The following is a 23,637-nucleotide window of genomic DNA, read 5'->3' on the forward strand; positions in this document are numbered from 1 at the left end:
GCCGGATGGCGCCACTTTACATCTGAATGCCGCCGAATGGCGCCGCTCCATTTCCGATTACTGCATCAGCGGCTTCTTGAGGAAGCTGTTGCGGTCAGCGGATTTGATGCGCAGCCAGGCCTCGCGGCCGTTTCGCAGCACGCGCATGGGAATTTCCGCCCCTGCCGGGCCGCTCCCCCAGACCTTGCGGTAGAAATCGGCAAGCCCGTCCACTTCGCCGTCGCGGATTTCCGAGATGACGTCGCCCTGCTGCAGACCCGCCTGTGCCGCAGGACTACCCTTCGCAACGCTCATGACAACCACTTCACCATTGCTTTCGGCCGAAAAGGCACCGAGCCAGGGGCGCGGCGGGCGGTCGATCTGGCCGCGATTGAGCAGGTCGTCGAGGATCGGCGGCAGAAGGTTGATCGGTACGACCATGTTAATGTCGGCCACCTCGTCGCCCTGTACCATCTGCAGACGCAGCGAGCCGATGCCGAGCAGCTTGCCGTCGTCGCTGACGAGCGCGGCACCGCCCCAGGAGGGGTGGGCGGGTGCGATGAAGATCGCCTCGTCGAGCAGATATTCCCAATAGCCCGCAAATTCCTGCTTGGCGACTATATTGGCCTGCACGAATTCACCAAGGCCGTCGGCAAAGATCACGGCGTCGCCGACCGTCGTCTTGACCTTGTCGCCGATGTCGATGGCCGGCAGGTCGAGAGGCGCAAGCGACTGGATGAGGCCGAAGCCGGTTTCCTGGTCGTAGGCGAGCGCATGACCCGGCACCACCTTGCCGTCATGGCGGGTCAGCCAGATTTCGTCTGCCTCGGTGATCAGGTAGCCGATGGTGAGCACCAGCCCGTTTTCCCTGATGACAACGCCGCTACCTTCCCGGCGGGTGCCCAGCGTATTCGCGGTGAAGGCATCTTCGGGGATGGAGGCGCGAACGGCCACAACTGACCGCAGGATCCTGTCGATATTCATGGTTTCATCCTCGTAAGGCGCGGCACAAAGGCCCAGAATGCAGCGAGGGCCGGCAAAGGCCGGACGCATATCATTCTCTGTATAGGTATGAAACGACAGCCGTTTCTGCAAGACCCGCTGCCTGCGGTCTTTTACTCCGCCGCGTCCCGGCCGTATTGCCGTGGCGAGCGCGCCATCACCCGCTTGAAGGCGGTGCTGAATGCGCTTTCGGACTCGTAGCCGAGGGAAAGTGCAATCGTTCCGATCGGTTCGCGGCTGTTGGCCAGCCGCTCGCCCGCCAGCATCATGCGCCAGCGCGTCAGGTAATCCATCGGAGCAGCACCGACTTTCTGCTTGAAACGCTCCGCAAAGGAGGAACGCGACATGCCGGCCATGGCTGCAAGCTGCTGCAGCGTCCAGCGCCGCGCCGGCTCGGCATGCATGGCGCCTATCGCCATGCCGATCTGCCGGTCGGCGAGCGCGAAGAGCCAGCCCGTGCCCTCCGTATCGGGTGCCGCGAGATAGAGCCGCAGGATCTGCATCAGCATGATATGCGCCAGATGCTCGGTCATCAGGAAGCCGCCAGGGTGCCGACCGCGCAGCTCCCGCGCCATCTGGTCGATCGCAAAGCGCAAGACCGATGCTTGGTCCGAATGCTCGCGGACATGCACGACCGGCGGCAATATGCCGACGAGCAGGTCGGCGCCGGCGCCGGAAAAGCCGAAACGGCTGCCGACGAGGAAGAAGGCGCCGCCGCCATTGCAGACCGCGACACCATCCTTCGCATGCGCGTAGATGTCGTCAGCCGGGATTGGCTCAAGGCTGCGATCGCTCGTCATCCGGAAGGACCGGCTCTGCGTCAGCAGAAAACAATCGCCTTCTTCCAGTCGAACAGGCTCGGCGACACCATCCACCTCCAGCCAGCAGCCGCCTGAGAGGATGGCGTTGAACTTGATACCCTGCGGTGGCGGAAAATCGATCGCCCAGTCGCGGCCGGCATCGAGCCCGAGCGAGACGTAGCTTTTCGGCTTCAAGAGCGCCAGCACATCGGAAAGTGGATCCATGGAAACGGAGGTCATCGGGAAATCCGGACGATCGCAAACATATCGTGGACTCTAACGCATAGATCGTATGGCCGCCACCATATTAGTCTCCGGGCGAAAATAGAGAAGGAGACATCCATGGAAAACGCACAACACCCCATCGGTTCCGGTTTTGGCGCTCGCTCGACGGCCGAAGACGTGCTCGTCGGCATCGATCTCACAGGCAAACTGGCAATCGTCACCGGCGGACATTCCGGCCTCGGATTGGAGACGACGAAGGCGCTGTCGCGGGCCGGCGCACATGTGCTTGTCGGCGCACGTCAGTCGGAAGTGGCGGCCAAGGCGCTCTCGGGCACCACCAATATCGAGGTCGACAGACTCGATCTTTCCGATCTCGAAAGCGTGCGGCAGTTTGCCGAGCGCTTCGTGGCCTCCGGCCGCAAGGCCGATATCGTCATCAACAGCGCCGGCATCATGGCCTGCCCGGAAACGCGGGTAGGCCCGGGCTGGGAGGCGCAGTTCGCCACCAACCATCTCGGCCATTTCGCACTCGTCAATCGCCTCTGGCCGGCAATATCAAAAGGAGGCCGTATCGTCTCCGTCTCCTCAGCCGCTCACGGCATCACGCCGATCCGCTGGGACGATATCCAGTTCAATAGTGGCTACGACAGATGGCAGGCCTACGGGCAGGCGAAGACCGCAAATGCGCTCTTCGCCGTACATCTGGACAGGCTGGGCAAGGATGCCGGCGTGCGTGGATTCTCGCTGCATCCTGGCAAGATCCTGACGCCGCTGCAGCGGCATCTGAAGAAAGAGGATATGGTCGCCGCCGGCTGGATCGACGCTGACGGCAATGCCATCGACCCGACCTTCAAGACACCCGAGCAGGGTGCCGCAACACAGGTCTGGGCCGCGACCTCACCACAGCTTGCAGGCTTCGGCGGCCTCTACTGCGCCAACTGCGATATCGCATCCATCTCCGACAACGGGGCGGAGACCAGTGTGCGCGCCTACGCCGTCGATCCCGACGAGGCTGCCCGTCTCTGGGCGCTCTCGGCGGAATTGAACGGTGTAAACGCGTTCAGCCGTTAAGCGTGGATGCCGGGCGCTTCGTAACCGGTGCGCTCGACATACTCGGTATAGCCACCGCCATACTGGTGGATGCCATCAGGCGTCAGCTCCAGCACGCGGTTGGAAAGGGCTGCCAGGAAGTGGCGATCGTGCGAAACGAAGAGCATCGTGCCCTCGAAATCGGCGAGCGCCTTGATCAGCATTTCCTTGGTATCGAGGTCGAGGTGGTTGGTCGGCTCGTCGAGCACGAGGAAGTTCGGCGGGTCGAACAGCATATGGGCCATGACGAGGCGGGCTTTCTCGCCGCCGGACAGCACGCGGCAGCGCTTGTCGACGTCATCACCCGAAAAGCCGAAGCAGCCGGCAAGCGCGCGCAGCGGCGCCTGGCCGGCAAGCGGGAAGGAATCTTCAAGCCATTCCAGCACGGTGCGTTCGCCGTCCAGCAGGTCCATGGCGTGCTGCGCGAAATAGCCGAGCTTGACGCTGGCACCGAGCGCCACGCTGCCGGTATCCGGCTCGGCCGTGCCTGTCACCAGTTTCAGAAGCGTCGATTTGCCGGCGCCATTGACGCCCATGATGCACCAGCGCTCCTTGCGGCGGACCATGAAGTCCAGCCCTTCATAGATGGTGCGGCTGCCGTATTTCTTGTGCACGTTCTTGAGGTTGACGACGTCTTCGCCCGAGCGCGGCGCCGGCTGGAATTCAAAGGCCACCGTCTGGCGGCGCTTCGGCGGCTCGACGCGTTCGATCTTTTCCAGCTTCTTGACGCGGCTCTGCACCTGCGAAGCGTGGCTGGCGCGCGCCTTGAAGCGCTCGATGAACTTGATTTCCTTGGCAAGCATCGCCTGCTGACGCTCGAACTGCGCCTGCTGCTGCTTCTCGTTCTGTGCCCGCTGCTGCTCGTAGAAGCCGTAGTCGCCGGAATAGCTGTTGAGCGAGCCGGCATCGATCTCGATGATCTTGGTGACGATGCGGTTCATGAACTCGCGGTCGTGCGAGGTCATCAAGAGCGCGCCCTCATAGGTCTTCAGGAACTCTTCCAGCCAGATCAGGCTCTCGAGATCCAGATGGTTGCTCGGTTCGTCGAGCAGCATCACGTCGGGACGCATCAGCAGGATGCGGCCGAGCGCCACGCGCATCTTCCAGCCGCCCGAAAGCGCGCCAACATCGCCGTCCATCATCTCCTGGCTGAAGCTCAGGCCGTCCAGAACTTCGCGGGCGCGGCCTTCCAGCGCATAGCCATCCAGTTCCTCGTAGCGTGCCTGCACTTCGCCATAGCGCTCGATGATCTCTTCCATCTCGTCCATGCGATCAGGATCGGACATGGCCGCTTCCAGCTCGCGCAACTCGGCGGCAACGATGCTGACGGGGCCGGCGCCCTCCATGACTTCGGCAACCGCGCTGCGGCCGGACATTTCGCCGACATCCTGGTTGAAATAGCCGATCGAGACGTGTTTCTCGACCGAGACCTGGCCTTCGTCAGGCAGCTCTTCGCCGTTGATCATGCGGAAAAGCGTCGTCTTGCCGGCGCCGTTCGGGCCGACGAGACCGATCTTCTCGCCCTTGTTGAGGGCTGCGGTAGCTTCGATGAAGAGGATGCGGTGGCTGTTTTGCTTGCTGATATTTTCTATACGGATCATGTCTTACGCGGGAGCTTGGGAGAATTTTGGCGCCCTTATGCCACGGGTTTGCCGCCGTGTCGCAGGTTTTCCGCGTCATGAAGCTGTGATCTTTGCAGCCTGTGTCCATTCCGCACGACTGGAAATCGAGACATCCTTCCTTATTATCCCCACGGGGAGGAGCCCATGACCGACAAGATATCCGCCAAGCCGGCAAAACCAGCGGAACCGAAGCTGCTGTCCGGCGGCAATCCGCAGATCGCCAAAGGCGAGGGCGATGGCCCGGTGCAAGCCTATATCGCTGCCATGCCCGGCTGGAAAAGCGATGTCGGCCGTCGCCTCGATGCGTTGATCATGCAAACCGTTCCCGATGCCCACAAGGCCGTCAAATGGAACTCGCCGCTCTACGGCATGAAGGGTGACGGCTGGTTCCTCGGCGTTCACTGTTTCAACAGATACATCAAGCTGGCCTTCTTCCGCGGCGCCGCCCTGCAGCCCATGCCGCCCGAGGAATCCAGGACTGCGGAAACGCGCTACTTCCACATTCATGAGAACGACGTGATCGATGAGGCACAGATTGCCGATTGGGTGAGACAGGCAAGCCTGCTGCCCGGCGAGAAAATGTAAGGAGAGAGACCATGAAGAAAGCGGCGACCACAAAAAAGGAAACGGACCTGAAGGAAGTGTCTCCCTCCGAACGCATCGATGCCAAGATCGAGGAGTTGAGCGACTGGCGGGGCGAAACGCTCGCTCGCGTCCGGTCGATCATCCGCGCGGCCGATCCCGAGGTCGAGGAGACCTGGAAATGGCGCGGCGTTCCGGTCTGGGAACATGCCGGCATCATCTGCACCGGCGAAACCTACAAGACCGTCGTCAAGCTGACCTTTGCCAAGGGCGCTTCGGTGGAGGATCCGTCCAAGCTCTTTAATTCCAGCCTTGAAGGCAATACGCGCCGCGCGATCGATATTCACGAAGGGGAGGTGATCGATGAAGCGGCGCTGAAGGCGCTGGTGCAGGCCGCGGTTACGCTGAACACCGCGCGCAAACCGGCGTCGAAGAAAGCAGGCGCCTAGTTTTGCAGGCGAAAGGCGGTCTGGCCCGACTGGTCATTGCCGACATCGCGGAGTGGTCTATGTGGAACCTTGCGAGCTGGTTTCGTTAAAACCCGATAAGACGGAGGCTCTCTTGAAGGGTTACCTTCCCTATCTGCTGGGCGCACTGGCCGGAATGCTCATCGCGATTTTCCTGTCCAGCCTTTTGACGCTGACAGGAACGCCACAACTGGTTCTTTTCGCACTGCTGCCCGTCGCGGGCGGTGCGGTCGCCGATCGTGCCGTCCGTCGCCGCTCCGGCAATTCCTGAGAGACCCATGGGACGGCTGAAGGAAATCGTCATCGATTGCGATGTGCCCTCCCGCGTCGCCCGCTTCTGGGCCGAAGCGCTCGATGGTTACGCGGTGCTGCCTTACGACGACGATGAAATCGCGCGTCTGGCAGCACTCGGCCTGACACCCGAGACCGACCCGGTGGTGATGGTCGAAGGGCCTGGTACGCGCCTTTGCTTCCATCTTCGCAAGGGAGAGCGTCCGGCTCGCAACCGCGTTCATCTCGATATAGCTGTCGACGACCGGAAAAAGGAAGTCGCGCGCCTGTTATCCCTGGGCGCGACTTTCGTGCGCGAAACGGCCGATTACACCGTGCTGAACGATCCCGAAGGCAACAATTTCTGTGTCACCTCCGACTAGTTCACGTCAGACCGACTTCACCTCGCCGCCATCCATGCGCAGTGTCGTGCCGGTCATCCAGTGCGCAGCCGGCGAGACGAGGAAGGCCATGAGTTCGGCGATCTCTTCCGGCTCGCCGTAGCGGGCAATGCCGGCTTCCTTCGGAAACCTGGCCGTCGCCTCTTCCGCCGTCATGTTGTGCAACGGCGCCCAGTGCTCCAGATAGCTGCGGCGGCGCCCGGTCATGACCGGCCCGGGCAGCACGCTGTTGACTTGCACGCCATCCTCGATGCCGGGATCGGAGAAAGCCTTGGCGAGCGCAGATATCGCCGCATTGATCGTGCCGACGGCGGCATAGGCGGCCTTCGGAAAAACCGCCGAGTTACCGGACATCAGCACGACGGAACCTTTCGTTTCCTTCAGCGCCGGCCAGGCGGCGATGGTCAGCCGCCGTGCGCCATGCAGCTTCAGCGCCATGCCGTCATCCCATTGTCGGTCTGTCATCTCGAACACGTCGATCTGCGGCACGGCGCCTGCAATGTTGAGCAGCGCATCGATCCGCCCGAAAGCGGCAAGCGCCTTGTCGACGATAGCCTGTGCCGCCGCCGGTTCCGCAAGGTCGGCATCGATGACCAGCGTTTTTGCGCCCGCCGCCTCGACAGCCTTGGCGGTCTCGGCGAGATTGGCCTTGTTGCGGGCAACGAGCACCAGCGCGGAAAAATCCTTTGCGAGCCGGATGGCCGTTGCCTGGCCGATGCCCTGGCTGGCGCCGGTAATGATGGCTACTCTGTCGGACATGATATCCCTCCTTTTTGCAGGTCTATCAACCGAGGAAGTCGCGGATCGCAGCGGCAATCTCGTCCGCATGCGTTTCGAGCGCGAAGTGGCCAGTGTCGAAGAATTTGATCACGGCATCAGGAATATCGCGGGCGAAGGCTTCTGCGCCCGGCGGAAGGAAGAAGGGGTCGTTCTTGCCCCAGACCGCGAGAAAGCGCGGCTTGTGGGTACGGAAGTAGTTCTGGAAGGTCGGGTAGAGTGCCACGTTGCTCTTGTAGTCGCCCATGAGATCGAGTTGCACATCTTCACCACGCGGACGCGAGAGATAGAAATTGTCGAGCGAATAACCGTCGGGCGAGACCGTGGTCGGATCGGCCACGCCATGCGTATACTGCCAGATCGTCGTCTCCGGACCGAGAAACGCCTTCAGCACGGCCCGGTTTTCTGCACTCGCATCCTGCCAATAGGCCTGCACCGGGTTCCATGCATCGCTGAGGCCATCGACATAGGCGTTGCCATTCTGCGAAATGATGCCCGTGATCCGCTCCGGATGCTTCACTGCCAGGCGGAAACCGGTTGGCGCGCCATAGTCGAAGACATAGACGGCGTAGCGATCGAAGCCGACGATCTCGGTGAAGCGGTCGATCGTGTCCGCAATGCTGTCGAAGCTGTTGACCGCGGGATCGCCCGACTGGCCGAAGCCCGGAAGGTCGGGCGCGATGATGTGGTAACGATCGGCAAGCAGCGGGATCAGATCGCGGAACATGTGGCCGGAGGTCGGGAAGCCATGCAGCAGCAGGAGCTTCGGCGCACCTTTGGGACCGGCCTCACGATAGGCGATCTTGATGCCGTCGACAGTGGTGTTGCGATAGCTGATCTTGGTCATGGTCATGTTTCCTTCAGTGAGATGATTGGATGATATGTTCGGAGATATGTCGGCTGTTCAGGCTTCGGCCACTGTTGCCGCGGCCTCGCGGATGACCTGCAGTACCGGGTCCGGTGCCGTGACCATCGGCGTATGATCGACAGCGAAGGGCCGCTGCAGCGCCTGCATACGCTCGGCCATGAAGTGCTGGTTGGCGGCCGCGATCATCCGGTCGTCTTCGGCGACCAGGAACCAGGAAGGGCGATCCTTCCAGAGCGGTCGCCCGACCGGTACCGTGATGCAGGCAGGTGAAATCGGCCGCTGCACGGCCGAGAGCACTGCCAGTTCTTCATCCGTTGCGTTCGGCGCATAGGCTGCAGCAAAGGCTTCACGCGGGTAATAGATCAGTCCATTCTCGTCGGGCGCCAGTTGCGGCGCCCGCGGATCGAGCTCAGTGCGATAGAAGACATCGGCAACCGTCTCTCCCTCATCCGGGGCGAGGGCAGCAACATAGACCAGTGCCTTCACATTCTCGTTCTGCACGCCGGCGATAACCGCTCCGGCATAGGCATGGCCGGCGAGAACCACCGGCCTGTCCACACGGTCCAGCGCCTGCGCAAGGGCTTTGACGTCATCGGCATAGGAGGTCAGCGGCAGCGGTGCGGCCGTCACCGCAAAACCGTCGGCGGCAAGCGGCGCGATGATCTTGGCCCAGCCGGAGCCATCAGCCCAGGCGCCATGGACGAGCACGATATGCATAGTCTGCTGATCAGTCGATTGCGATGGCATCTGCTTTCTCCCTTTCCCGAAGTAACCGTTTAAAGCGATATAGAACGGTTACTCCTCGGAGGCGTAACTTGTCAACAGGCCTTTGACAGGTTACATAAGGGTCACGTTTTCAAGCGGGCTGTCGTACAGTTACGGTGTGCAGCCGAAATAGGACTTGTCATGGATAACCACTCTCCCGCTCTGTTTCTGGGTGACGCGCTGGCACTGGATTTCCTGAATTCGGTGGCGACGCCTGTCGACACGCCTGTTGATTGGATAGAGGACGGGGAGGGCCTGTTGCGCTGGCTGGAACAGGCAAACCTCGTCCCGCACGAGACGCTTGAAAGCCTGCGCGCCCAGGCATTGCCGGGGGAACTCGACAAGGTCGCCGATCAGGCGCGCAATCTGCGCGAATGGTTCCGAGCTTTTGTCCGCGAGCATAAGGGAAAGCAGCTGAAGCCCCGGGCTTTGGCCGAACTGGAACCGCTGAACCGCCTGCTCGAACGTGACGAGGGTTTCAGCCGTATCGTGGCGCGCCAGACGGACGAAGGCGAGGTTTTCGAGTTCCAGCCGATGCGCAAATGGCGTTCGCCGGAAGCATTGCTGTTACCGGTCGGCGAGGCGCTCGGGCGCTTTGTCTGCTCCGAGGATTTTTCCAATGTGAAAGCTTGCGAGGGGCCGGTCTGCACTCTCTTGTTTGCCGACCATACACGCGGTCACCGCAGGCGCTGGTGCAGCATGGCAATGTGCGGCAACCGCGCCAAGCAGGCCGCACACCGCGACCGGATCAGGCAGGCGTAACCTTCATTTCTTCGATAAGTCGGTCGAAGCCGATACCCGTGCCGCCCTCTCTGATATCGCCGTCTTTGGGGTCTCCGAAGACGGCCTGCTCGGTAAAGGTCATCAGCGTCGTGGCGCCGCGTCCGGTAAATTCCACCGTGACCAGCGACGAGGAGATGCTCCTGCCTGCCGTCAGCATCGTATAGGCATAGACGATGCGGTCGCGCGGGTGAATTTCGAGATAGTGGGCGCGCATCGCCTGCTCGGTCCCATCAGGCATGCGCCATGTCATGCGCTCGGCTCCGCCGATCTCGAAGTCGAAATGATCCTCCATCACCTGCCAGTCGGGATGACACGCTGTCCAGCGCCGCTTCAGCTGGTAGTCTGACCAGAAGCGGAAGGCATGCCCGACACTACCAGGCAGGTCGCGCTCGATGACGAAAGTCCGATGATTGACGGTGACACCCATCAGTGATCCTTTTCCTCAGGGGTTTCCGCCATCAGCAGGGCAAGGCGGTCGAAGGCGGCATTCATTTCCGCCTGTCGCTGCTCGAGCCACCGGTTGATGGCGCCGAAGGCCTGCTGCTGCATGCGATAGGTGCGCACGCGGCCGATCTTTTGCGAAATGACGATGCCGCTTTCCTCGAGAATGCGCAGGTGTTTCAGCACGGCCGGCAGACCGACATCGGCGGGCTCTGCCAGTTCCGTGACGGAGGCCGGTCCCCTGGCAAGCTGCTCGATGAAGCTGCGCCGATAGGGATCGGCAAGCGCCTGAAACATCCGGTCGAATTCGGCTGGCGCCGGTTCTGCCATTACATTGCCTCAAGATACCGCGCGGGCATCGCCTCCCGATAGGGAAACATCGAAAAATAGGGTTGCGCTTCCGAGAGCACGCGTTTGACGGAAGGACGTTGTAACAGACGCTCCAGATAGGAGGAAAGCGCCTGCTGCTCCCCGGTGAACGGATGCACGATGGACGCGAAGAACAATCCGGGCAAGGCCGCGCAATCGGCCATGGTGAAATCATCTCCCGTTGCCCAGCGCTTTTCCTGCATGTGGGCATCAATCATCTTGTAGGCCTGATCAAGCATGGCCCTCGCTTCCACCACGCCATGCGGATCATGAGCATCTGCCGGCCGGATCCTGTCGGTGACGATCTTCTGCATCGGCACACTGACATAGAGATCGTAGAACCGGTCCCAGATGCGCACCTGCATCTGCGCCTCCGGATCATCGGGCAGAAGCCGCACCGGCCCCGGATAATGGGCCTGCAGATATTCTATGATGATGCTCGTTTCCGGTATCGTGCGCCCCGCTGCCCGATCATGCAGAATCGGAATCTTGCCGACCGGCCACTTGTCGAGCAACGCTGCGGCCGACTCCGGATTGCCGAAGTCGACGATCTCCGCGTCAAACGCAGTCCCATTTTCATAAAGGGCAATCAGCACCTTGTGGCAGAATGAGGCGAGGGGATGAAGATAAAGCGTCAGTGTCATTAATCCACCTATAGTTTCCAACTGAGGAAACTATAGCGTCGCCGTGATGGTACGGCAAGATACTTTCCAATAACGGAAAGTTTTTATGTGTAAGCCACCCATCCCCTGAAGCTGAAGGCGGTGTAGAAAAGCGTGACACCCGAAAAGCCCGCCTCGCGCAACATGGTCTCCTCCTCCTCGGGTGCGAGGATATGCAGCCTTTCACGCATTGCCTTCCGCGCATTCTCGACACGGGCGGGGTCTGTTCCATCGATGGCGCCGAAGGCGAGATGCCGATCGATCCATATCGATCGCTCCGGCTCGCTCTGCAGAAAGCTCAAATGCGCAATGACAAAGGGCGCGCCGGACTTCAGGCGACGGCGAATCTGCACAAGTGTTTCAAGCCGTTGCTCGATCGGGATATGGTGGAACGTCAGGAGACAAACGGCGGCATCGAACGGTCCCTCGGGCGCGACATCAATGTTGCCCCGATGAAAACCGATGCGGTTGCCGTGCTCTCCGGCGACCTGCTGCGCCAGTTGCAGCATATCGGCGGAGGGGTCGACGCCGTCGAAAGTCCAGCCCGCCTGTGCCTCGGCAAGGGCTTTAAGCTCCAGCCCGCCACCGGCGCCGAGGACAAGAACGCGACCGTTGTCAGGCATGCGCTCTGCCATCAGCATCGCCGCCATACGGTGCAGGCTTGAAAAGCCGGGGACTTGCCGCGGTGGACCTTCGAGATAGGATTTGGCGGCATCGCCGCTGAAGGCAGATGTCGCCGTGTGAGGCGTGGAGTGGCCAGGATGATCGCCGTTCTTCATGTAACTTTTATTATTACATGATTTCTGGCCTGTCAATTCGTGAGCCTATTTCGCAAACTTGCGCGCCCCGGCCACGCAGAGAATGACGGCGACCGTTACCGCAAGCATGGACCAGCTCACCGTTTCCCGCAGCAATGTTGCGGCAAGCGCCAGGCCGAAGAAGGGCTGCAGCAGCTGCAATTGGCCAACGGCGGCAATGCCGCCCTGCGCAAGGCCGCGGTACCAGAAGATGAAGCCGATCAGCATGCTGAAGAGCGAGACATAGGCGAGGCCCAGCATGGCCGGCGTCTGGATCTCGGCAAAGCTCGGCGGCCGGTAGGCGATGGCCGCGATGATCATGACAGGCAACGAAACCACCAGAGCCCAGGAAATCACCTGCCAGCCGCCAAGCCGGCGCGACAGCCGCGCACCCTCGGCATAACCGAGCCCGCAAACGATGATCGCGCCGAGCATCAGCGCATCGCCAACAGGCGAGGCGGTCAGCCCCTGCATCAGCGCAAAACCGGCCACAAGCGCGCTACCGAGCAGCGAGAAGAGCCAGAAAGCCGGCTTCGGCCGCTCGCCGCCCCTGATGACGCCGAAGATCGCGGTTGCGAGCGGCAATAGGCCGATGAAGACGATGGAATGCGCCGAGGTCACATGCTGCAGCGCCAGCGCCGTCAGCAGCGGGAAGCCGACGACGACGCCGAGCGCTATGACGACGAGCGAAATGAGATCCTGCCGCGAAGGACGCTTTTCCCTAAAGACGATCAGCAGGCAGAGCGCCAGGATGCCGGCAATCGCCGCTCGCGCTACCGTCAGAAAAACCGGATCGAGCTGCATGACGGCCACGCGTGTGGCGGGCAGCGATCCGCTGAAGATGAGCACGCCGATAAAACCATTGATCCATCCGGTCGCTGTGCGATCCATGTAGGCACTCCTTTGTTTGCCCCATGCTTATCCGCTTTCCGCACTGGCGCTGCCAGCCACAGTTCGATACAGTTTTCTGAAACTGTTATGGTGAAGGAAGCAGTACGGATGGACGAGCAGATACAGGCAGGCAGCCGGGTCGGCATGGTCATGGCGACCATCCGCCAGCGCATCGCCGGCCGCAGCCTCACACCCGGCGCCAAGCTGCCCTCGATCCGCAGCCTCTCGGGAACCTTGAAAGTCTCGGCTTCGACCGTGGTCGATGCCTATGAGCGGCTGGTCGCCGAAGGCGCGATCCTCTCGCGCCCCGGCTCCGGCTTCTATGTCGCGAGCCAGACGGCTCCGCTCTCGCTCGCCGATATTGGCCCGAAGCTCGACCGCGCCGTCGATCCCTTCTGGGTATCGCGGCAATCGCTGGAGGCGCAGGAAAGCGACCTCAAACCCGGCTGCGGCTGGCTGCCGCCTGCATGGCTTCCGGAAGAGGCGATCCGCCGAACCCTTCGATCCCTGTCGCGCGCCGATGCCGCAAGCCTTTCCGACTACGGCGCGCCCCTTGGCCTCAAGCCGCTGCGGCAGCTGATCGCACGCCGGGCGGCGGAACGCGGCATCGAGGCATCGCCGGACCAGGTCATGCTCACCGAATCCGGCACGCAGGCGATCGATTTCCTCTGCCGTTTCCTGATCGAGCCCGGCGATACCGTGCTGGTGGACGACCCCTGTTATTTCAATTTCCATGCCCTGCTCAGAGCCCACCGCGCCAAGGTCGTCAGCGTTCCCTATACGCCCTCCGGCCCCGATATCGAGCTCTTCGCCGCAGCGCTTACCGAGCATCGGCCGCGCCTCTACATCACCAATTCCGCAATCCACAATCCGACCGGGGCCACGCTCTCGCCGGTTACAGCGCATCGGCTCCTGAAGCTTTCCGAACAACACGGCCTCACCATCATCGAGGACGATATTTTCGCTGATTTCGAACTCATGCCGGCACCACGCCTTGCTGCCTTCGACGGCCTCGATCGCGTCATCCATATCGGCAGCTTCTCCAAGACGCTCTCGGCTGCCGCTCGTTGCGGCTTCATCGCCGCACGGCCGGAATGGATCGAAGGCCTGATCGACCTCAAGATCGCCACCTCCTTCGGCGGCGCCCGGCTGAATGCCGAACTGGTGCTTGGTGTGCTCAGCGACGGCAGCTATCGCAAACATGCCGAGGGCCTGCGCAGCCGCCTCTCGAAGGCGATGTTCGAGGTGACAACCCGGCTGAAATCACTGGGCATTCGCCCCTGGCTGGAGCCGCAGGCCGGCATGTTCCTCTGGTGCCATCTGCCGGATGGTCTGGATGCTGCGGCAGTCGCGCGCGCAGCACTTGCCCGGAATGTCGTGCTCGCGCCGGGCAACGCCTTCAGCCTGTCGCAATCCGCCACCGGCTTCATGCGGTTCAATGTCTCGCAGACGCTGGAAAGCAGGGTGTTTGATGTGCTTAGGGATGCGCTTAGGCAGGCGGAACGGTCCGCTGAGTGATACGCTGTCGCATGCCGATGTTTTAGGATGACAGGATCGCTGCCCAACAATATACAGTCAATTTCGGCCGGCCGTATCAGTCCGGATGCGCATTGTGGATTACGACATGAAAGACTGGCATCCAGACCTCAGCCTCTCTTCGAGCCCACGTTACATGGCAATCGCCGATCTGATCGAGATGGATTTGCGAAGCGGCGCACTGGCAGCGGGCGACAGGCTCCCTCCGCAGCGCGAACTCGCAAAGCGCCTCAACATCGATTTCACGACGGTGGCGCGCGGTTATGTGGAAGCGCAGAAGCGCGGGCTGGTGGACTCGCATGTCGGCCGCGGCACCTTCGTGACCGGCGGACCGGGCAGGGAACGGCGCGACCCTTTTGCCGATGCTGCGCCGGATCCGCGCCGGACATCCGTGGTCGATTTTTCGATGAACTTGCCGCCGGAGCCCGACGATCCGGAACTGCTGACCCATATGCGCGAAGGCATGTCGACGGTGGCTGCCAATCTCATTTCGCTGCTGCGCTATCAGGGATTTGGCGGTTCCAGCATGGACAAGGAGGCGGCTGCCATTTGGCTTGCCCGCCGCGGGCTGGTGCCGTCGCAGGAGCGCATCTTCGTCACGCCTGGCGCCCACCCGGCGCTGCTGGCGATCTTCGGTCTTCTGGCAAAGCCTGGCGAAACCGTGCTGTCGGAAAACATCACCTATCCCGGCATGCGCTCGATCGCCGCCCAGCTGCGCCTCAATCTCTCGGGTCTGCCGATGGATGAAGAGGGCATCCTGCCCGATGCCTTTGCAGAAGCCTGCGAGCGCTTGAAGCCGAAGGCGCTTTATCTCAATCCAACCTTGCAGAACCCTCTGACGCTGACCATTCCGGAAAAGCGCCGCGAGGAAATCGCTGCCGTCGCCCGCAAATATCACGTGCCCGTTGTCGAGGACGATGCCTATGGCTTCATCCCGCTGCACGGCCCGCCGCCGCTGGCCGCAATCGCGCCTGATCTCACCTGGCATATCGGCGGCCTCGCCAAATGTATCGGCGCCGGCCTGCGGCTGGCCTATGTGGTGGCGCCGGACACCAAGGCGATCTGGCCCTTCGTCAGCGCCATGCGCGCCAACAATGTCATGGCCTCGCCGATATCAGTTGCGCTCGCGACGCGCTGGATCGAGGATGGTACGGCAGACACGATCCTGCGCTTCATTCGCGCCGAGGCAGGTGCTCGCCAGCAGATGGTGGCGAATATCCTCCCCGAGGGCAGCTACAAAGCCGATCCGATTAGCTTTAACATCTGGCTGCCGCTCACCAATGGCTGGACCCGCTCCACTTTCGGCAGCCACATGCGCTCTTCAGGTATCGGTGTAGTCGCGAGCGACGCCTTCACGGTGGAAGGTGCAGCACCCGAAGCCGTCCGTGTTTGCCTGGGTGGTCCGATCGGCCGCGAGAGGCTTAAGGGCGCGCTGGACTTCATGGCCCATGCGCTGGAAGGCCCGCCGGAAATGTCGGCGTCTTTCTTCTGAGTCGTTGCTCCGCCTAACGCCTTCAATTCAATCAATAAAGACCCCGCCCCAAACCTCCCCGCAAGGGGAGGGACTCAATCTGCCGCGCTCGGCTGTCACTTATTCGGTGTTTCGGAAGGAGGGAAGGGGCGCCGCAAGTTAGCCCTCCCCCTTGTGGGGAGGGTTGGGGAGGGGCTTTTGGCAGGCGCGCAATCTCGTCCGGTTAAGATTGGATCTTCCCTCCCTCGCGCCTCATGAGCCTAACCCAAAAGATCTCTGCGTCATTCTGACTAATGGACTGGCAATTCCCTTTCAATGTAATTATATTGTATGCATTCATTATGGGGCATTGAATGGATTTCCTGATGCCTCGCAAAGTCGAAAAGCGAGATCGCCATGGACGCCGAATATCCTCCTCTCCCTCCGATGCAGACTGGCATCCGGGGCCGCTGCCCGCGCTGCGGACAGGGGCATATGTTCAAGGGGTTCCTCACGCTGCAGAAGGAATGCGAAGTCTGCGGGTTGGATTATTCCTTCGCCGATCCGGCTGACGGGCCTGCCTTCTTCGTCATCTGCTTTGCCTGCGTCCCAAGCGTGCTGCTTGGCGTGTGGCTGGAAGTCGCCTTCTCCGCACCGCTCTGGGTGCAGTTGCTGGTCACCGGCCCCTTCATGTTCGCCACCTGTATTCCGCCGCTGAGACCGCTGAAGGGATGGCTGGTCGCAAGCCAGTATTTCTATAAGGCCGAAGAGGGCAAGCTCGCCTGATCTCAGGCAGTCAAGGTCTGCTACTGTCAGGCATGCTGACCCTTCACAATGAAAGGCCGTTCGGAAAGCGAGCGGCCTTTTTTGCTGCCCGGGCCGTCACCGGATTTCTCCGAAGCCAAAATGCCGCAGGAGCCCGGCATCAAGTCCATTGCATTTTCTGTACCGATCAGTACAATAAGTAACAATAGGTACAGATTAATCAAGGAGACCAGATATGCCTGCACCGCTTCCTCCCTTCACCCGTGAAACTGCAATCCAGAAGGTTCGACTTGCCGAAGACGGCTGGAACAGCCGCGATCCGCAGCGCGTCTCGCTCGTCTACACGCCAGACAGCCAGTGGCGGAACCGCGCCGAATTCGTGACGGGCCGTGCCGAGATCGTCGCTTTCCTGACACGCAAGTGGGCAAAGGAGCTGGATTACCGGCTGATCAAGGAACTCTGGGCTTTCACCGATAATCGCATTGCCGTGCGTTTTGCCTATGAATGGCATGATGACAGCGGCAACTGGTTCCGCTCCTATGGCAATGAGAATTGGGAATTCGATGCGGAGGGCTTGATGCAGCGCCGTTTCGCCTGCATCAACGATCTGCCGATCAAGGAATCGGATCGCAAGTTCCACTGGCCGCTCGGCCGGCGGCCCGATGACCATCCGGGCCTTTCCGACCTCGGCCTTTGAGGCCTCTAGGTGAACTGTGAAGACCGTTTATGAACGTGCTGATGTCGTGCCGCTGCTCGCAGAGATCTTCCGCGAGCTCGGCTACGAGGGCGCGACGTTGAGCCGCATTACCGAGCGTACCGGCATCGGCAAGGGCAGCCTCTATCACTTCTTTCCTGGCGGGAAAGAAGAGATGGCGGCCGCCGTCCTTGCCGATGTCGACGGCTGGTTCGAACGCGCCATCTACGAGCCGTTGCGCCGTGACGATGCCGGGGCGGCGATCGATGCGATGTGGGCCAATGTAATGGACTATTTCCGCTCCGGCAGCCGCATTTGCCTTGTCGGTGCCTTTGCGCTGGACGAAACGCGGCAGCGCTTCTCGCCCGTCATCAGGGATTATTTCGTCCGTTGGATCGAGGCGCTGCGCCAGGCACTGATCCGCGCCGGCTACGCCGAGGATGTCGCGCTTGCCGCGTCCGAAGAAGCCGTTTCGGGCATCCAGGGCGCGCTGGTGCTCTCGCGGGCGCTGGATGACAAGGATATGTTCCGCAGGACCCTTGGTCGATTGGCCGTCAGGCTGGCTGCGACGAGACTTGGGGAATAGTCCGTGGCCGCCGCGGCTGGAGCGCAGATGACGCCAATGCAGAAGGCTGCGAGTGAGGGGTTCAGGACATCCTCACTCGTCAGGATTGTGTTTAAGAGTCGTTCTGGGAGGGCAGACGGACCGGGCGCGGATTCTCGCGCTGCGTGCGTACCTGGCGCCATTCGTTTTCCATCTGGTCGACGACGTGCTGGGGGATCTTGGTCGGAGTTTCTGCGGTGGTCGGCATCGTGTCCCTCTCTTCCTCAGCAAGAGTGTGCTTGCGGTTGGAGGCATCGCACAAGAAAAACAGCGTGTAAATCTACCCCGGTCACACTTGAAACGATTAAAAAAATTTCAATCGATTAAGCGGACGTTAACCACAGCAGGCCTCGGAGAAAAGCATCATGACCGTCACACTCGACCGGCAATCCTTCTTCGACACTGTGCAGCACAGCCTGTTCAAGGGCAGCCTCACGCCGGCCCAGATCGAAGGCATGAATGCGATACTCGACTACTGGAACGCGAATTTGGCTACCGCTGATCGGCGCTGGCTGGCCTATATATTAGCGACTGCGTTTCATGAGACTGCTTACACCATGCAGCCTGTACGCGAGACGCTGGCGACGAGCGATTCGCGCGCCGTGGAAATTCTCGAGACCGCCTTCGCTTCGGGTCGGCTCTCCTGGGTGAAATCGCCCTATTGGCGGGCGGATGAGGACGGCAAGTGCTGGCTCGGCCGCGGGCTGGTGCAGCTCACCCACAAGAGAAACTATGAGGCGATGAGCGAGGTAACCGGCATCGATCTCGTCGCTCATCCCGATCGCGCCATGGAAATGGCGCCGGCTGTGACGATCCTGATCGAGGGCATGCTGCGCGGCAGCTTCACCAGTCACCGGCTTTGCGATCACCTCAATGAGGAAAGGGAAGACTGGGTCAACGCGCGCCGCATCGTCAACGGCACCGACAGGGCCGAGAAGCTCGCCGACTATGCGCAAACCTTCCTCGCGGCGATCAGCATGGAGCAATGCGGTTCATCGACTTGATCTCAACGCCTCAGGTCGGCGAGCCTCACGATGTCGAAACTGCTGGTGGGCTGACGACTTGCACCTGCTAGCCAACACACTATCGCGACGATGCAACTGACATTGTCCTGCCGCCCGTTTTCAGCGATAAATTGAATTGTCGAGGGTAATGGTCGTGAGAGCTCTAAAGCAAGGTCGTGGGCCACTGTTTGAACCGCTTCAGCTGCCTTGCGGTTTGACCCTTGGTAATCGAATTGCAAAATCAGCGATGTCGGATTCACTGGGCGACGGAACTGGGCATCCGACCGCTGCGCAGATGAGGCTCTATCAACGCTGGGCCGAAGGTGGATTGGCCCTATCCATAATCGGAGAGGTCCAGCTTACCTCCGGCTATGCCGAGAACCCCGGTAACCTGGTGCTCAACGAAGCATCGGACCTCGAACCGTTCCGGAAACTTGCTCTGCACGGCAGCGAAAACGGCACCGGGCTTTGGCTGCAGCTCGGTCACGCTGGAGCCCTTGCCTATGCACCGACAAGCAGCCCGAGGGGTCCGAGTGCTTTCGACCTCCAGGGCCTGCGTTGCGCGGAAATCACATTGACGGAACTAGGCCGATTGCCCTCGCAATATGCAACGACAGCCCGGCTAGCGCAGCAGGTCGGGTTTGGCGGTGTGCAGATTCACGCGGCACATGGATTTCTGCTGAGCCAGTTTCTTTCACCGCTGTTCAACAGGCGGCGCGATGCATACGGAGGGGAGATCGCCCATCGTATGCGGATTCTGCTGGAAGTTATCGAAGCCACCCGGGTCGCTGTCGGGCCGGCTTTCCCGATCGCCGTGAAACTGAATTCCTCGGACGAACTGGAAGGAGGGTTCGACGAGGATGACGCGCTCGATGTGGTGGCGGCGCTGGACCGATCTTCGATCGACCTGATCGATATCAGCGGCGGGACTTACTTTCCTGGCGCAAAATCAGCCTCCGACAGGGCGGGCCGGGGGCCCTACTTCCTCGAATTCGCGAAACGCGCACGCGCTGTCACAGCCAAGCCTCTTATGCTGACAGGCGGTTTCAAGACTCGCGGGCAGGCTGAAGACGCCGTGACATGCGGTGCCATTGACATGGTCGGTCTTGCGCGCGCACTCGTCCTTGAGCCTTCTCTTCCCAATCTTTGGAAAGAAGACCAGAAATCGGAGCCGTCCTTTCCCAGGTTCCCGGACGCTCCGGAGGGTGGGATCACCGCATGGTACACGATGCGGCTCGCCGCGATCGGTGTTGACTACGATCCACCCGATTCCAGCGGCCTCGAACAGGCCGTCCGCGACTATGCGGAACGGGACAAGCATCGAACAAAAGTCTGGCTGACTCACTTTGCCAACGAGGCAGCCGGAAGCAGCTGAAGCCGACGACGCCAGCCCTATCTGGCGGATGGAGCGATTACTGGTTTCTGACTAATCGCGTTCCATCGTCGCGAGGATAGCCGCCGCCATCCGTTTCGCCTGGCGGCCGGGCTCCGCTGTGCGAACCACTTGGGCTACGGCCGTTGCTCCCTCATGAAGAATATTGATTTCGTCCGCCACACGTCTCGGATCACGGAACCGTGCAGCATGAGCAAGTTCTTCGAAATAAGCGAGCGTCAGGCGCTTGTGCATGCTGGCGGCACGAAACACGGGATCGACGATGTCCTTGTGTTCTCCGGTAGCGGCCATAAAGCTGCAGCCCCTGAAGTCTTTGTCCTTGAACCAGAGCTGCAGAAAGTCGAACGTCAATAAAATCCGCTCTGCCGGATCACTGGCACGCTTTTCCACAAACTCCCGCATCTCACGGCGATCCTCCTCGTCGCGCCGCTCGAGCGCGGCGACGATCAGATCCTCCTTCGTCTCGAAGTGCCGATACAACGTCGTTTTCGCGACGCCGCTTTCCGCAATGATCAAATCGACCCCCGTTGCCTGATAGCCCTTCTGGTTGAACAGGCGGAGAGCCGTTTCAAGAAGATGGTCCCTGATCTCTGATCGCCGCATTGTCACTCCTCAAACAGAACTGATCTGTAGCGACAATTAGGTATTCCAGCAACCAAAGGCAACGCGCAAGCGCAGGAAGATTCCTTTAGACGCCACTTCTGCCAAGCCAGCCCGCATGTCTTCACTATCGAAGGGCGTTGACGATCGCGCTTTCGTGATTTGGAAACGATACAGTTCTGTAGTATTTCGTTATTAACAATACAGATTTGTATCGTTTTCTATGGAGGCGAGGAGCCTCTGGAGATCAATTCAATGGGAGAAGGAAATGACCCAAGCTATCAATCGTCTCGGCAAGCAGCCGGCGTCCAGGAGCACCTTCGGCATCTTGCATCTGGCGGATACCTATGGCCGTTCGGCGACAACCGCCGGCCTCTATGTCTCGATCACCGTGATTTATGCCTGGTTCGGCGGCATGAAATTTACTGCCTACGAAGCGCAGGGACTGGTCGATCTGGTCAGTAACAGCGCCCTTGTAAGCTGGATGTATGCGATCTTCAGTGTTCAAGGTTTTTCGAGCTTTCTTGGCGTCCTGGAACTGAGTATCGGCGCACTGATCGCAGCAAGGTTCATTAGCCCGGTCTACTCGTTGCTGGGAGGCGTCCTGTCTTCGGGACTGTTCGTCACCACCATCAGCTTCATGGTGACGACCCCTGGCGTGATTGTTCCCGAGCTCGGGTTCCCGGCCATTTCCGTCGCTCCTGGACAATTCCTGCTCAAGGACGTCGGGCTACTAGCGCTATCCCTTTGGATTGCAATGGATTCCCTTCTCGCGATCCGGTCCGCCAGAGCCTAGATCCGAAAGCTCGCCAGTTAGCCTTTGGTGCGAACGCCCCGATCCAGCTCGGATCGGGGCGTTCGCCATTCACTGAAGGCGAAACTCGTGCCATTCTGCGAAGCGCGATCTTCTTTTCTGAACGGAGGATTGGTGCTGTGGACGGATTGCCCGGCGGTGCGGAGCCAGCAGGTTTCGAGACATGGGCGGGTTTCAGCGTTATCGGTACGCTGAGCTTCGTACTCGGCTTCGCGATGAACTACGGTTCTATCTGCACCTTCATCGCTACGACCGAGCTGGTTTCCGAGCGCCGACCTGCACGATTTCTTGCTTTGGCCGAATGCGCGGTATGGGCTGCCGTCGGATATATTGTCCTCGATACGTTGCCGACCATGCATGCTGGATGGTCTCCTTTGCTTCATATGGTCAGCGCAGCCATCCTCTTTGGCGTCGGCGTATACGTGAACGGTGCCTGCGTCTTTGGATCGGTCGGGCACTTTGGCAACGGGGACCTGGAGTTCGGCTTCACGTTCCTCGGTATTCTGGTCATCCTCTCCCTCGACTTTGCGCTCGAGTTCCGCCCGGCACCGATGCCGATCAGCGCCGCACCGCCGCTTGCGCTCGGAGCGTTGCTCGTGGTTCTGTCCGTATTTCTCTTTCTAAGACTGGGCGTCTCTTTCAAATCCGAGACGAACTTTCGGCGGCTGACGCTAGCAATGGGTACGATCGGCATAACTTCGGCCACCTTGTCAGAGTTTGCCCCCCGCTTCTCGATCACCACCTCGATTGGATCGATGCTTTCGATCCCAGTGACGAGTTCGCTCATTTTTGTCTGCATGTTCGGAGGCAGTCTCGTTTCGGCGAGAATTCGCGGACATAGTTTTTCGCTAACCTGGCCGACAAGGGGAAGTGTGTCGCGAAGGATAACGGGCGGGATGCTGATGGGCTTTGGGGCACTCCTTATCCCTGGTGGAAACGACACCCTGCTGCTCGTCGGCCTCCCGATGGGAGCGTGGCAGGCCCTTATCGCCTACCTTCTTATGGTTGCGGCGCTTGCCGCGCTGATCGTTAGGTTTGGTTCGGCAGCGCGATCTTGGTCGTAACATCAGGCTCGCCCGTGCGGCTCAAGCTTTGTTGGTCAGTGACGCGACATTGTAGCCCGGTTGAAGGCCCGGGCGGCGCGTGTTATCGCCCGGTTGCCGGCCCAGAGAGCCCAGGCTCAGAGAATTGCCCCAGGAGTGTTCCGCGTGATCCGCCATATCGTCTTCTTCACCGTGCCGGAGGAAAACCGCGAGGCAGTGCGCAGGGGGCTCTCGATATTGACGGGCATCCCGCACGCGCTGAAGCTGGAGATTGGCGAAAACGTCAAGACCGACCAGTGGGGCAATGCTGTCGATTTTGTCGTCTACGGCGAATTCGAGAGTGAGGAAGCGCTCGCCGCCTACAAGTCGCATCCCGATTATGATCTCTCGACACGCACGGTAAAGCCGCTCCGCGATACCAGGACTGCGGCCGATTTCGATAGTGGCAAGGCAGTCACTACGCCCCTGCAGCATTGACGATCGCGACCGCGCCGCTTCGGCGAAAGGCCTATCCCGTTGAAAATGAATAAGTATTTTTCAACTTCCGGCATATTTGCCGTGATTTATCGGCTAAGTCATTGATTCTGTTTAAGTGATGCATCCAAGGCCAAAACTTCTTTTTATATTCGATTTCAGCAAAGGCTGCCTCTGATTTTGAAATTCTTTACGCAAAGTTTTGAGGCAAAGTGGATCACTTATTCAGGATCAATGACTTAGCGCCCAAAACACCGCATTTAAGGCTCATTTTGAAAATTCTTATTCATATTCAAATGGATAGGGAGAAATTGGATGCTGCGCCGGTTGCCGATGAATCAATCTGTCAAGAGCCGGAATCAACCATTGAGGAAAAAGCTGCAAATGATTCAGAAGCTTAACGGATTTGCAGTCTTTGGTGCCGACTGACCGGGCTTCCTGCGCCGAGGGCAGGGCGCCGGTTCTCCGCT

29 protein-coding genes are annotated in these 23,637 nt (G+C 60.4%); 16 read left to right on the top strand and 13 right to left on the bottom strand.

Features of this window, described 5'->3' with window-relative positions; all coding sequences use genetic code 11:
- Positions 1-57 precede the first annotated feature (57 nt).
- Complete coding sequence (locus tag FHT93_RS16285) at positions 58-963, bottom strand: S1C family serine protease (protein WP_112547460.1); 906 nt, start codon at positions 961-963, stop codon at positions 58-60.
- A 131-nt stretch (positions 964-1,094) separates the two neighbouring features.
- Entirely contained in the window at positions 1,095-2,006 is a 912-nt protein-coding gene (locus FHT93_RS16290) for an AraC family transcriptional regulator (protein ID WP_183848412.1), read from the bottom strand.
- 117 nt (positions 2,007-2,123) lie between these two features.
- Here FHT93_RS16290 and FHT93_RS16295 point away from each other — a divergent pair, with 117 nt between their 5' ends.
- The gene (locus FHT93_RS16295) at positions 2,124-3,077 is read left to right on the top strand and encodes an SDR family NAD(P)-dependent oxidoreductase (protein ID WP_183848345.1); all 954 of its coding nucleotides are present in this window, start codon (positions 2,124-2,126) and stop codon (positions 3,075-3,077) included.
- On the opposite strand, the gene FHT93_RS16300 is transcribed toward FHT93_RS16295, so the two are convergent.
- Positions 3,074-4,696 carry an ABC-F family ATP-binding cassette domain-containing protein gene (locus FHT93_RS16300; protein WP_112970609.1) on the bottom strand — a complete coding sequence of 541 codons (1,623 nt, stop codon included), beginning with the start codon at positions 4,694-4,696 and terminating at the stop codon, positions 3,074-3,076. The two genes, FHT93_RS16295 and FHT93_RS16300, sit on opposite strands and share 4 nt — an antisense overlap.
- Before the next feature lie 165 nt (positions 4,697-4,861).
- Here FHT93_RS16300 and FHT93_RS16305 point away from each other — a divergent pair, with 165 nt between their 5' ends.
- The 4 genes from FHT93_RS16305 to FHT93_RS16320 all read left to right on the top strand — a co-directional run bounded on the left by FHT93_RS16305 (position 4,862) and on the right by FHT93_RS16320 (position 6,419).
- Positions 4,862-5,302 carry a DUF1801 domain-containing protein gene (locus FHT93_RS16305; RefSeq protein ID WP_113017129.1) on the top strand — a complete coding sequence of 147 codons (441 nt, stop codon included), beginning with the start codon at positions 4,862-4,864 and terminating at the stop codon, positions 5,300-5,302.
- Positions 5,303-5,313: 11 nt separating this feature from the next.
- Positions 5,314-5,748 carry a DUF1801 domain-containing protein gene (locus tag FHT93_RS16310; RefSeq protein ID WP_113017128.1) on the top strand — a complete coding sequence of 145 codons (435 nt, stop codon included), beginning with the start codon at positions 5,314-5,316 and terminating at the stop codon, positions 5,746-5,748.
- Between the two features lie 112 nt (positions 5,749-5,860).
- Positions 5,861-6,037: a hypothetical protein gene (locus FHT93_RS16315; RefSeq protein WP_183848346.1), complete on the top strand. Its 177-nt coding sequence runs from the start codon at positions 5,861-5,863 to the stop codon at positions 6,035-6,037.
- Positions 6,038-6,044: 7 nt separating this feature from the next.
- Positions 6,045-6,419: a VOC family protein gene (locus FHT93_RS16320; RefSeq protein ID WP_113117932.1), complete on the top strand. Its 375-nt coding sequence runs from the start codon at positions 6,045-6,047 to the stop codon at positions 6,417-6,419.
- A gap of 6 nt (positions 6,420-6,425) precedes the next feature.
- On the opposite strand, the gene FHT93_RS16325 is transcribed toward FHT93_RS16320, so the two are convergent.
- From FHT93_RS16325 to FHT93_RS16335, 3 genes are read right to left on the bottom strand one after another with little or no spacing between them, the layout of a single operon-like run.
- Positions 6,426-7,196: an SDR family oxidoreductase gene (locus FHT93_RS16325; protein ID WP_183848348.1), complete on the bottom strand. Its 771-nt coding sequence runs from the start codon at positions 7,194-7,196 to the stop codon at positions 6,426-6,428.
- 25 nt (positions 7,197-7,221) lie between these two features.
- On the bottom strand, positions 7,222-8,061 hold the full coding sequence (locus tag FHT93_RS16330; protein WP_113017159.1) for an alpha/beta hydrolase: 840 nt from the start codon (positions 8,059-8,061) through the stop codon (positions 7,222-7,224).
- Between the two features lie 57 nt (positions 8,062-8,118).
- On the bottom strand, positions 8,119-8,829 hold the full coding sequence (locus tag FHT93_RS16335; protein ID WP_183848350.1) for an alpha/beta hydrolase: 711 nt from the start codon (positions 8,827-8,829) through the stop codon (positions 8,119-8,121).
- Positions 8,830-8,988: 159 nt separating this feature from the next.
- Between FHT93_RS16335 and FHT93_RS16340 the strand changes: the two genes are divergently transcribed.
- Positions 8,989-9,609: an ABATE domain-containing protein gene (locus tag FHT93_RS16340; RefSeq protein ID WP_112547450.1), complete on the top strand. Its 621-nt coding sequence runs from the start codon at positions 8,989-8,991 to the stop codon at positions 9,607-9,609.
- Here FHT93_RS16340 and FHT93_RS16345 read toward each other — a convergent pair.
- The 5 genes from FHT93_RS16345 to FHT93_RS16365 form a co-directional block, all read right to left on the bottom strand.
- Positions 9,596-10,057: an SRPBCC domain-containing protein gene (locus FHT93_RS16345; RefSeq protein ID WP_183848352.1), complete on the bottom strand. Its 462-nt coding sequence runs from the start codon at positions 10,055-10,057 to the stop codon at positions 9,596-9,598. The genes FHT93_RS16340 and FHT93_RS16345 overlap by 14 nt on opposite strands.
- A complete protein-coding gene (locus FHT93_RS16350) occupies positions 10,057-10,401 on the bottom strand; it encodes a metalloregulator ArsR/SmtB family transcription factor (RefSeq protein WP_183848354.1) in 345 nt (114 codons plus the stop codon). Before FHT93_RS16350 ends, FHT93_RS16345 begins: the two co-directional genes overlap by 1 nt.
- A complete protein-coding gene (locus FHT93_RS16355) occupies positions 10,401-11,084 on the bottom strand; it encodes a glutathione S-transferase family protein (RefSeq protein WP_183848356.1) in 684 nt (227 codons plus the stop codon). The genes FHT93_RS16350 and FHT93_RS16355 overlap by 1 nt, the downstream gene beginning before the upstream one ends.
- 83 nt (positions 11,085-11,167) lie before the next feature.
- Positions 11,168-11,881, bottom strand: a complete 714-nt coding sequence (locus FHT93_RS16360) for a class I SAM-dependent methyltransferase (RefSeq protein WP_183848358.1) — start codon at positions 11,879-11,881, stop codon at positions 11,168-11,170.
- Positions 11,882-11,926: 45 nt separating this feature from the next.
- Positions 11,927-12,790, bottom strand: a complete 864-nt coding sequence (locus FHT93_RS16365) for a DMT family transporter (protein WP_183848360.1) — start codon at positions 12,788-12,790, stop codon at positions 11,927-11,929.
- A gap of 87 nt (positions 12,791-12,877) precedes the next feature.
- Here FHT93_RS16365 and FHT93_RS16370 point away from each other — a divergent pair, with 87 nt between their 5' ends.
- The 3 genes from FHT93_RS16370 to FHT93_RS16380 all read left to right on the top strand — a co-directional run bounded on the left by FHT93_RS16370 (position 12,878) and on the right by FHT93_RS16380 (position 16,562).
- A complete protein-coding gene (locus FHT93_RS16370) occupies positions 12,878-14,308 on the top strand; it encodes a PLP-dependent aminotransferase family protein (RefSeq protein ID WP_183848362.1) in 1,431 nt (476 codons plus the stop codon).
- Between the two features lie 106 nt (positions 14,309-14,414).
- On the top strand, positions 14,415-15,818 hold the full coding sequence (locus FHT93_RS16375; protein ID WP_183848363.1) for a PLP-dependent aminotransferase family protein: 1,404 nt from the start codon (positions 14,415-14,417) through the stop codon (positions 15,816-15,818).
- 375 nt (positions 15,819-16,193) lie between these two features.
- Positions 16,194-16,562: a DUF983 domain-containing protein gene (locus FHT93_RS16380; protein WP_112970624.1), complete on the top strand. Its 369-nt coding sequence runs from the start codon at positions 16,194-16,196 to the stop codon at positions 16,560-16,562.
- Between the two features lie 26 nt (positions 16,563-16,588).
- Here the strand turns inward: FHT93_RS16380 and FHT93_RS16385 are convergent, their stop codons facing one another.
- Complete coding sequence (locus tag FHT93_RS16385) at positions 16,589-16,786, bottom strand: hypothetical protein (protein WP_183848365.1); 198 nt, start codon at positions 16,784-16,786, stop codon at positions 16,589-16,591.
- On the opposite strand from FHT93_RS16385, the gene FHT93_RS16390 reads away from it, so the two are divergent.
- From FHT93_RS16390 to FHT93_RS16405, 4 genes are all read left to right on the top strand, one after another.
- Entirely contained in the window at positions 16,777-17,238 is a 462-nt protein-coding gene (locus tag FHT93_RS16390; protein WP_112970625.1) for a nuclear transport factor 2 family protein, read from the top strand. The two genes, FHT93_RS16385 and FHT93_RS16390, sit on opposite strands and share 10 nt — an antisense overlap.
- 16 nt (positions 17,239-17,254) lie before the next feature.
- Positions 17,255-17,821, top strand: a complete 567-nt coding sequence (locus FHT93_RS16395; protein ID WP_183848367.1) for a TetR/AcrR family transcriptional regulator — start codon at positions 17,255-17,257, stop codon at positions 17,819-17,821.
- Positions 17,822-18,204: 383 nt separating this feature from the next.
- Positions 18,205-18,843: a hypothetical protein gene (locus FHT93_RS16400; protein WP_113209657.1), complete on the top strand. Its 639-nt coding sequence runs from the start codon at positions 18,205-18,207 to the stop codon at positions 18,841-18,843.
- A gap of 154 nt (positions 18,844-18,997) precedes the next feature.
- The gene (locus FHT93_RS16405; RefSeq protein WP_348649771.1) at positions 18,998-20,218 is read left to right on the top strand and encodes an NADH:flavin oxidoreductase/NADH oxidase family protein; all 1,221 of its coding nucleotides are present in this window, start codon (positions 18,998-19,000) and stop codon (positions 20,216-20,218) included.
- Positions 20,219-20,269: 51 nt separating this feature from the next.
- Here the strand turns inward: FHT93_RS16405 and FHT93_RS16410 are convergent, their stop codons facing one another.
- Positions 20,270-20,839, bottom strand: a complete 570-nt coding sequence (locus FHT93_RS16410) for a TetR/AcrR family transcriptional regulator (protein WP_112547937.1) — start codon at positions 20,837-20,839, stop codon at positions 20,270-20,272.
- Between the two features lie 265 nt (positions 20,840-21,104).
- Here FHT93_RS16410 and FHT93_RS16415 point away from each other — a divergent pair, with 265 nt between their 5' ends.
- The 3 genes from FHT93_RS16415 to FHT93_RS16425 all read left to right on the top strand — a co-directional run bounded on the left by FHT93_RS16415 (position 21,105) and on the right by FHT93_RS16425 (position 23,170).
- Positions 21,105-21,632 (top strand): DUF417 family protein, encoded by a 528-nt coding sequence (locus FHT93_RS16415; RefSeq protein ID WP_183848370.1) that lies wholly within the window; start codon positions 21,105-21,107, stop codon positions 21,630-21,632.
- Positions 21,633-21,769: 137 nt separating this feature from the next.
- On the top strand, positions 21,770-22,714 hold the full coding sequence (locus FHT93_RS16420; protein WP_348649772.1) for a YeeE/YedE thiosulfate transporter family protein: 945 nt from the start codon (positions 21,770-21,772) through the stop codon (positions 22,712-22,714).
- A gap of 144 nt (positions 22,715-22,858) precedes the next feature.
- On the top strand, positions 22,859-23,170 hold the full coding sequence (locus FHT93_RS16425) for a Dabb family protein (RefSeq protein WP_112547944.1): 312 nt from the start codon (positions 22,859-22,861) through the stop codon (positions 23,168-23,170).
- Positions 23,171-23,637 lie beyond the last annotated feature (467 nt).

The organism is Rhizobium sp. BK379 (genome assembly GCF_014193955.1).
Lineage (GTDB): Bacteria > Pseudomonadota > Alphaproteobacteria > Rhizobiales > Rhizobiaceae > Rhizobium.

Excerpts from the sequence above, each read along its gene's own strand:
- FHT93_RS16355 (WP_183848356.1), bottom strand. The coding sequence starts at position 11,084 with ATGACACTGACGCTTTATCTTCATCCCCTCGCCTCATTCTGCCACAAG.
- FHT93_RS16320 (WP_113117932.1), top strand. The coding sequence starts at position 6,045 with ATGGGACGGCTGAAGGAAATCGTCATCGATTGCGATGTGCCCTCCCGC.
- FHT93_RS16285 (WP_112547460.1), bottom strand. The coding sequence starts at position 963 with ATGAATATCGACAGGATCCTGCGGTCAGTTGTGGCCGTTCGCGCCTCC.
- FHT93_RS16365 (WP_183848360.1), bottom strand. The coding sequence starts at position 12,790 with ATGGATCGCACAGCGACCGGATGGATCAATGGTTTTATCGGCGTGCTC.
- FHT93_RS16290 (WP_183848412.1), bottom strand. The coding sequence starts at position 2,006 with ATGGATCCACTTTCCGATGTGCTGGCGCTCTTGAAGCCGAAAAGCTAC.
- FHT93_RS16380 (WP_112970624.1), top strand. The coding sequence starts at position 16,194 with ATGGACGCCGAATATCCTCCTCTCCCTCCGATGCAGACTGGCATCCGG.
- FHT93_RS16300 (WP_112970609.1), bottom strand. The coding sequence starts at position 4,696 with ATGATCCGTATAGAAAATATCAGCAAGCAAAACAGCCACCGCATCCTC.
- FHT93_RS16335 (WP_183848350.1), bottom strand. The coding sequence starts at position 8,829 with ATGCCATCGCAATCGACTGATCAGCAGACTATGCATATCGTGCTCGTC.
- FHT93_RS16360 (WP_183848358.1), bottom strand. The coding sequence starts at position 11,881 with ATGAAGAACGGCGATCATCCTGGCCACTCCACGCCTCACACGGCGACA.
- FHT93_RS16390 (WP_112970625.1), top strand. The coding sequence starts at position 16,777 with ATGCCTGCACCGCTTCCTCCCTTCACCCGTGAAACTGCAATCCAGAAG.
- FHT93_RS16325 (WP_183848348.1), bottom strand. The coding sequence starts at position 7,196 with ATGTCCGACAGAGTAGCCATCATTACCGGCGCCAGCCAGGGCATCGGC.
- FHT93_RS16330 (WP_113017159.1), bottom strand. The coding sequence starts at position 8,061 with ATGACCAAGATCAGCTATCGCAACACCACTGTCGACGGCATCAAGATC.
- FHT93_RS16400 (WP_113209657.1), top strand. The coding sequence starts at position 18,205 with ATGACCGTCACACTCGACCGGCAATCCTTCTTCGACACTGTGCAGCAC.
- FHT93_RS16340 (WP_112547450.1), top strand. The coding sequence starts at position 8,989 with ATGGATAACCACTCTCCCGCTCTGTTTCTGGGTGACGCGCTGGCACTG.
- FHT93_RS16310 (WP_113017128.1), top strand. The coding sequence starts at position 5,314 with ATGAAGAAAGCGGCGACCACAAAAAAGGAAACGGACCTGAAGGAAGTG.
- FHT93_RS16370 (WP_183848362.1), top strand. The coding sequence starts at position 12,878 with ATGGTGAAGGAAGCAGTACGGATGGACGAGCAGATACAGGCAGGCAGC.
- FHT93_RS16295 (WP_183848345.1), top strand. The coding sequence starts at position 2,124 with ATGGAAAACGCACAACACCCCATCGGTTCCGGTTTTGGCGCTCGCTCG.
- FHT93_RS16415 (WP_183848370.1), top strand. The coding sequence starts at position 21,105 with ATGACCCAAGCTATCAATCGTCTCGGCAAGCAGCCGGCGTCCAGGAGC.
- FHT93_RS16305 (WP_113017129.1), top strand. The coding sequence starts at position 4,862 with ATGACCGACAAGATATCCGCCAAGCCGGCAAAACCAGCGGAACCGAAG.
- FHT93_RS16345 (WP_183848352.1), bottom strand. The coding sequence starts at position 10,057 with ATGGGTGTCACCGTCAATCATCGGACTTTCGTCATCGAGCGCGACCTG.
- FHT93_RS16375 (WP_183848363.1), top strand. The coding sequence starts at position 14,415 with ATGAAAGACTGGCATCCAGACCTCAGCCTCTCTTCGAGCCCACGTTAC.
- FHT93_RS16410 (WP_112547937.1), bottom strand. The coding sequence starts at position 20,839 with ATGCGGCGATCAGAGATCAGGGACCATCTTCTTGAAACGGCTCTCCGC.
- FHT93_RS16350 (WP_183848354.1), bottom strand. The coding sequence starts at position 10,401 with ATGGCAGAACCGGCGCCAGCCGAATTCGACCGGATGTTTCAGGCGCTT.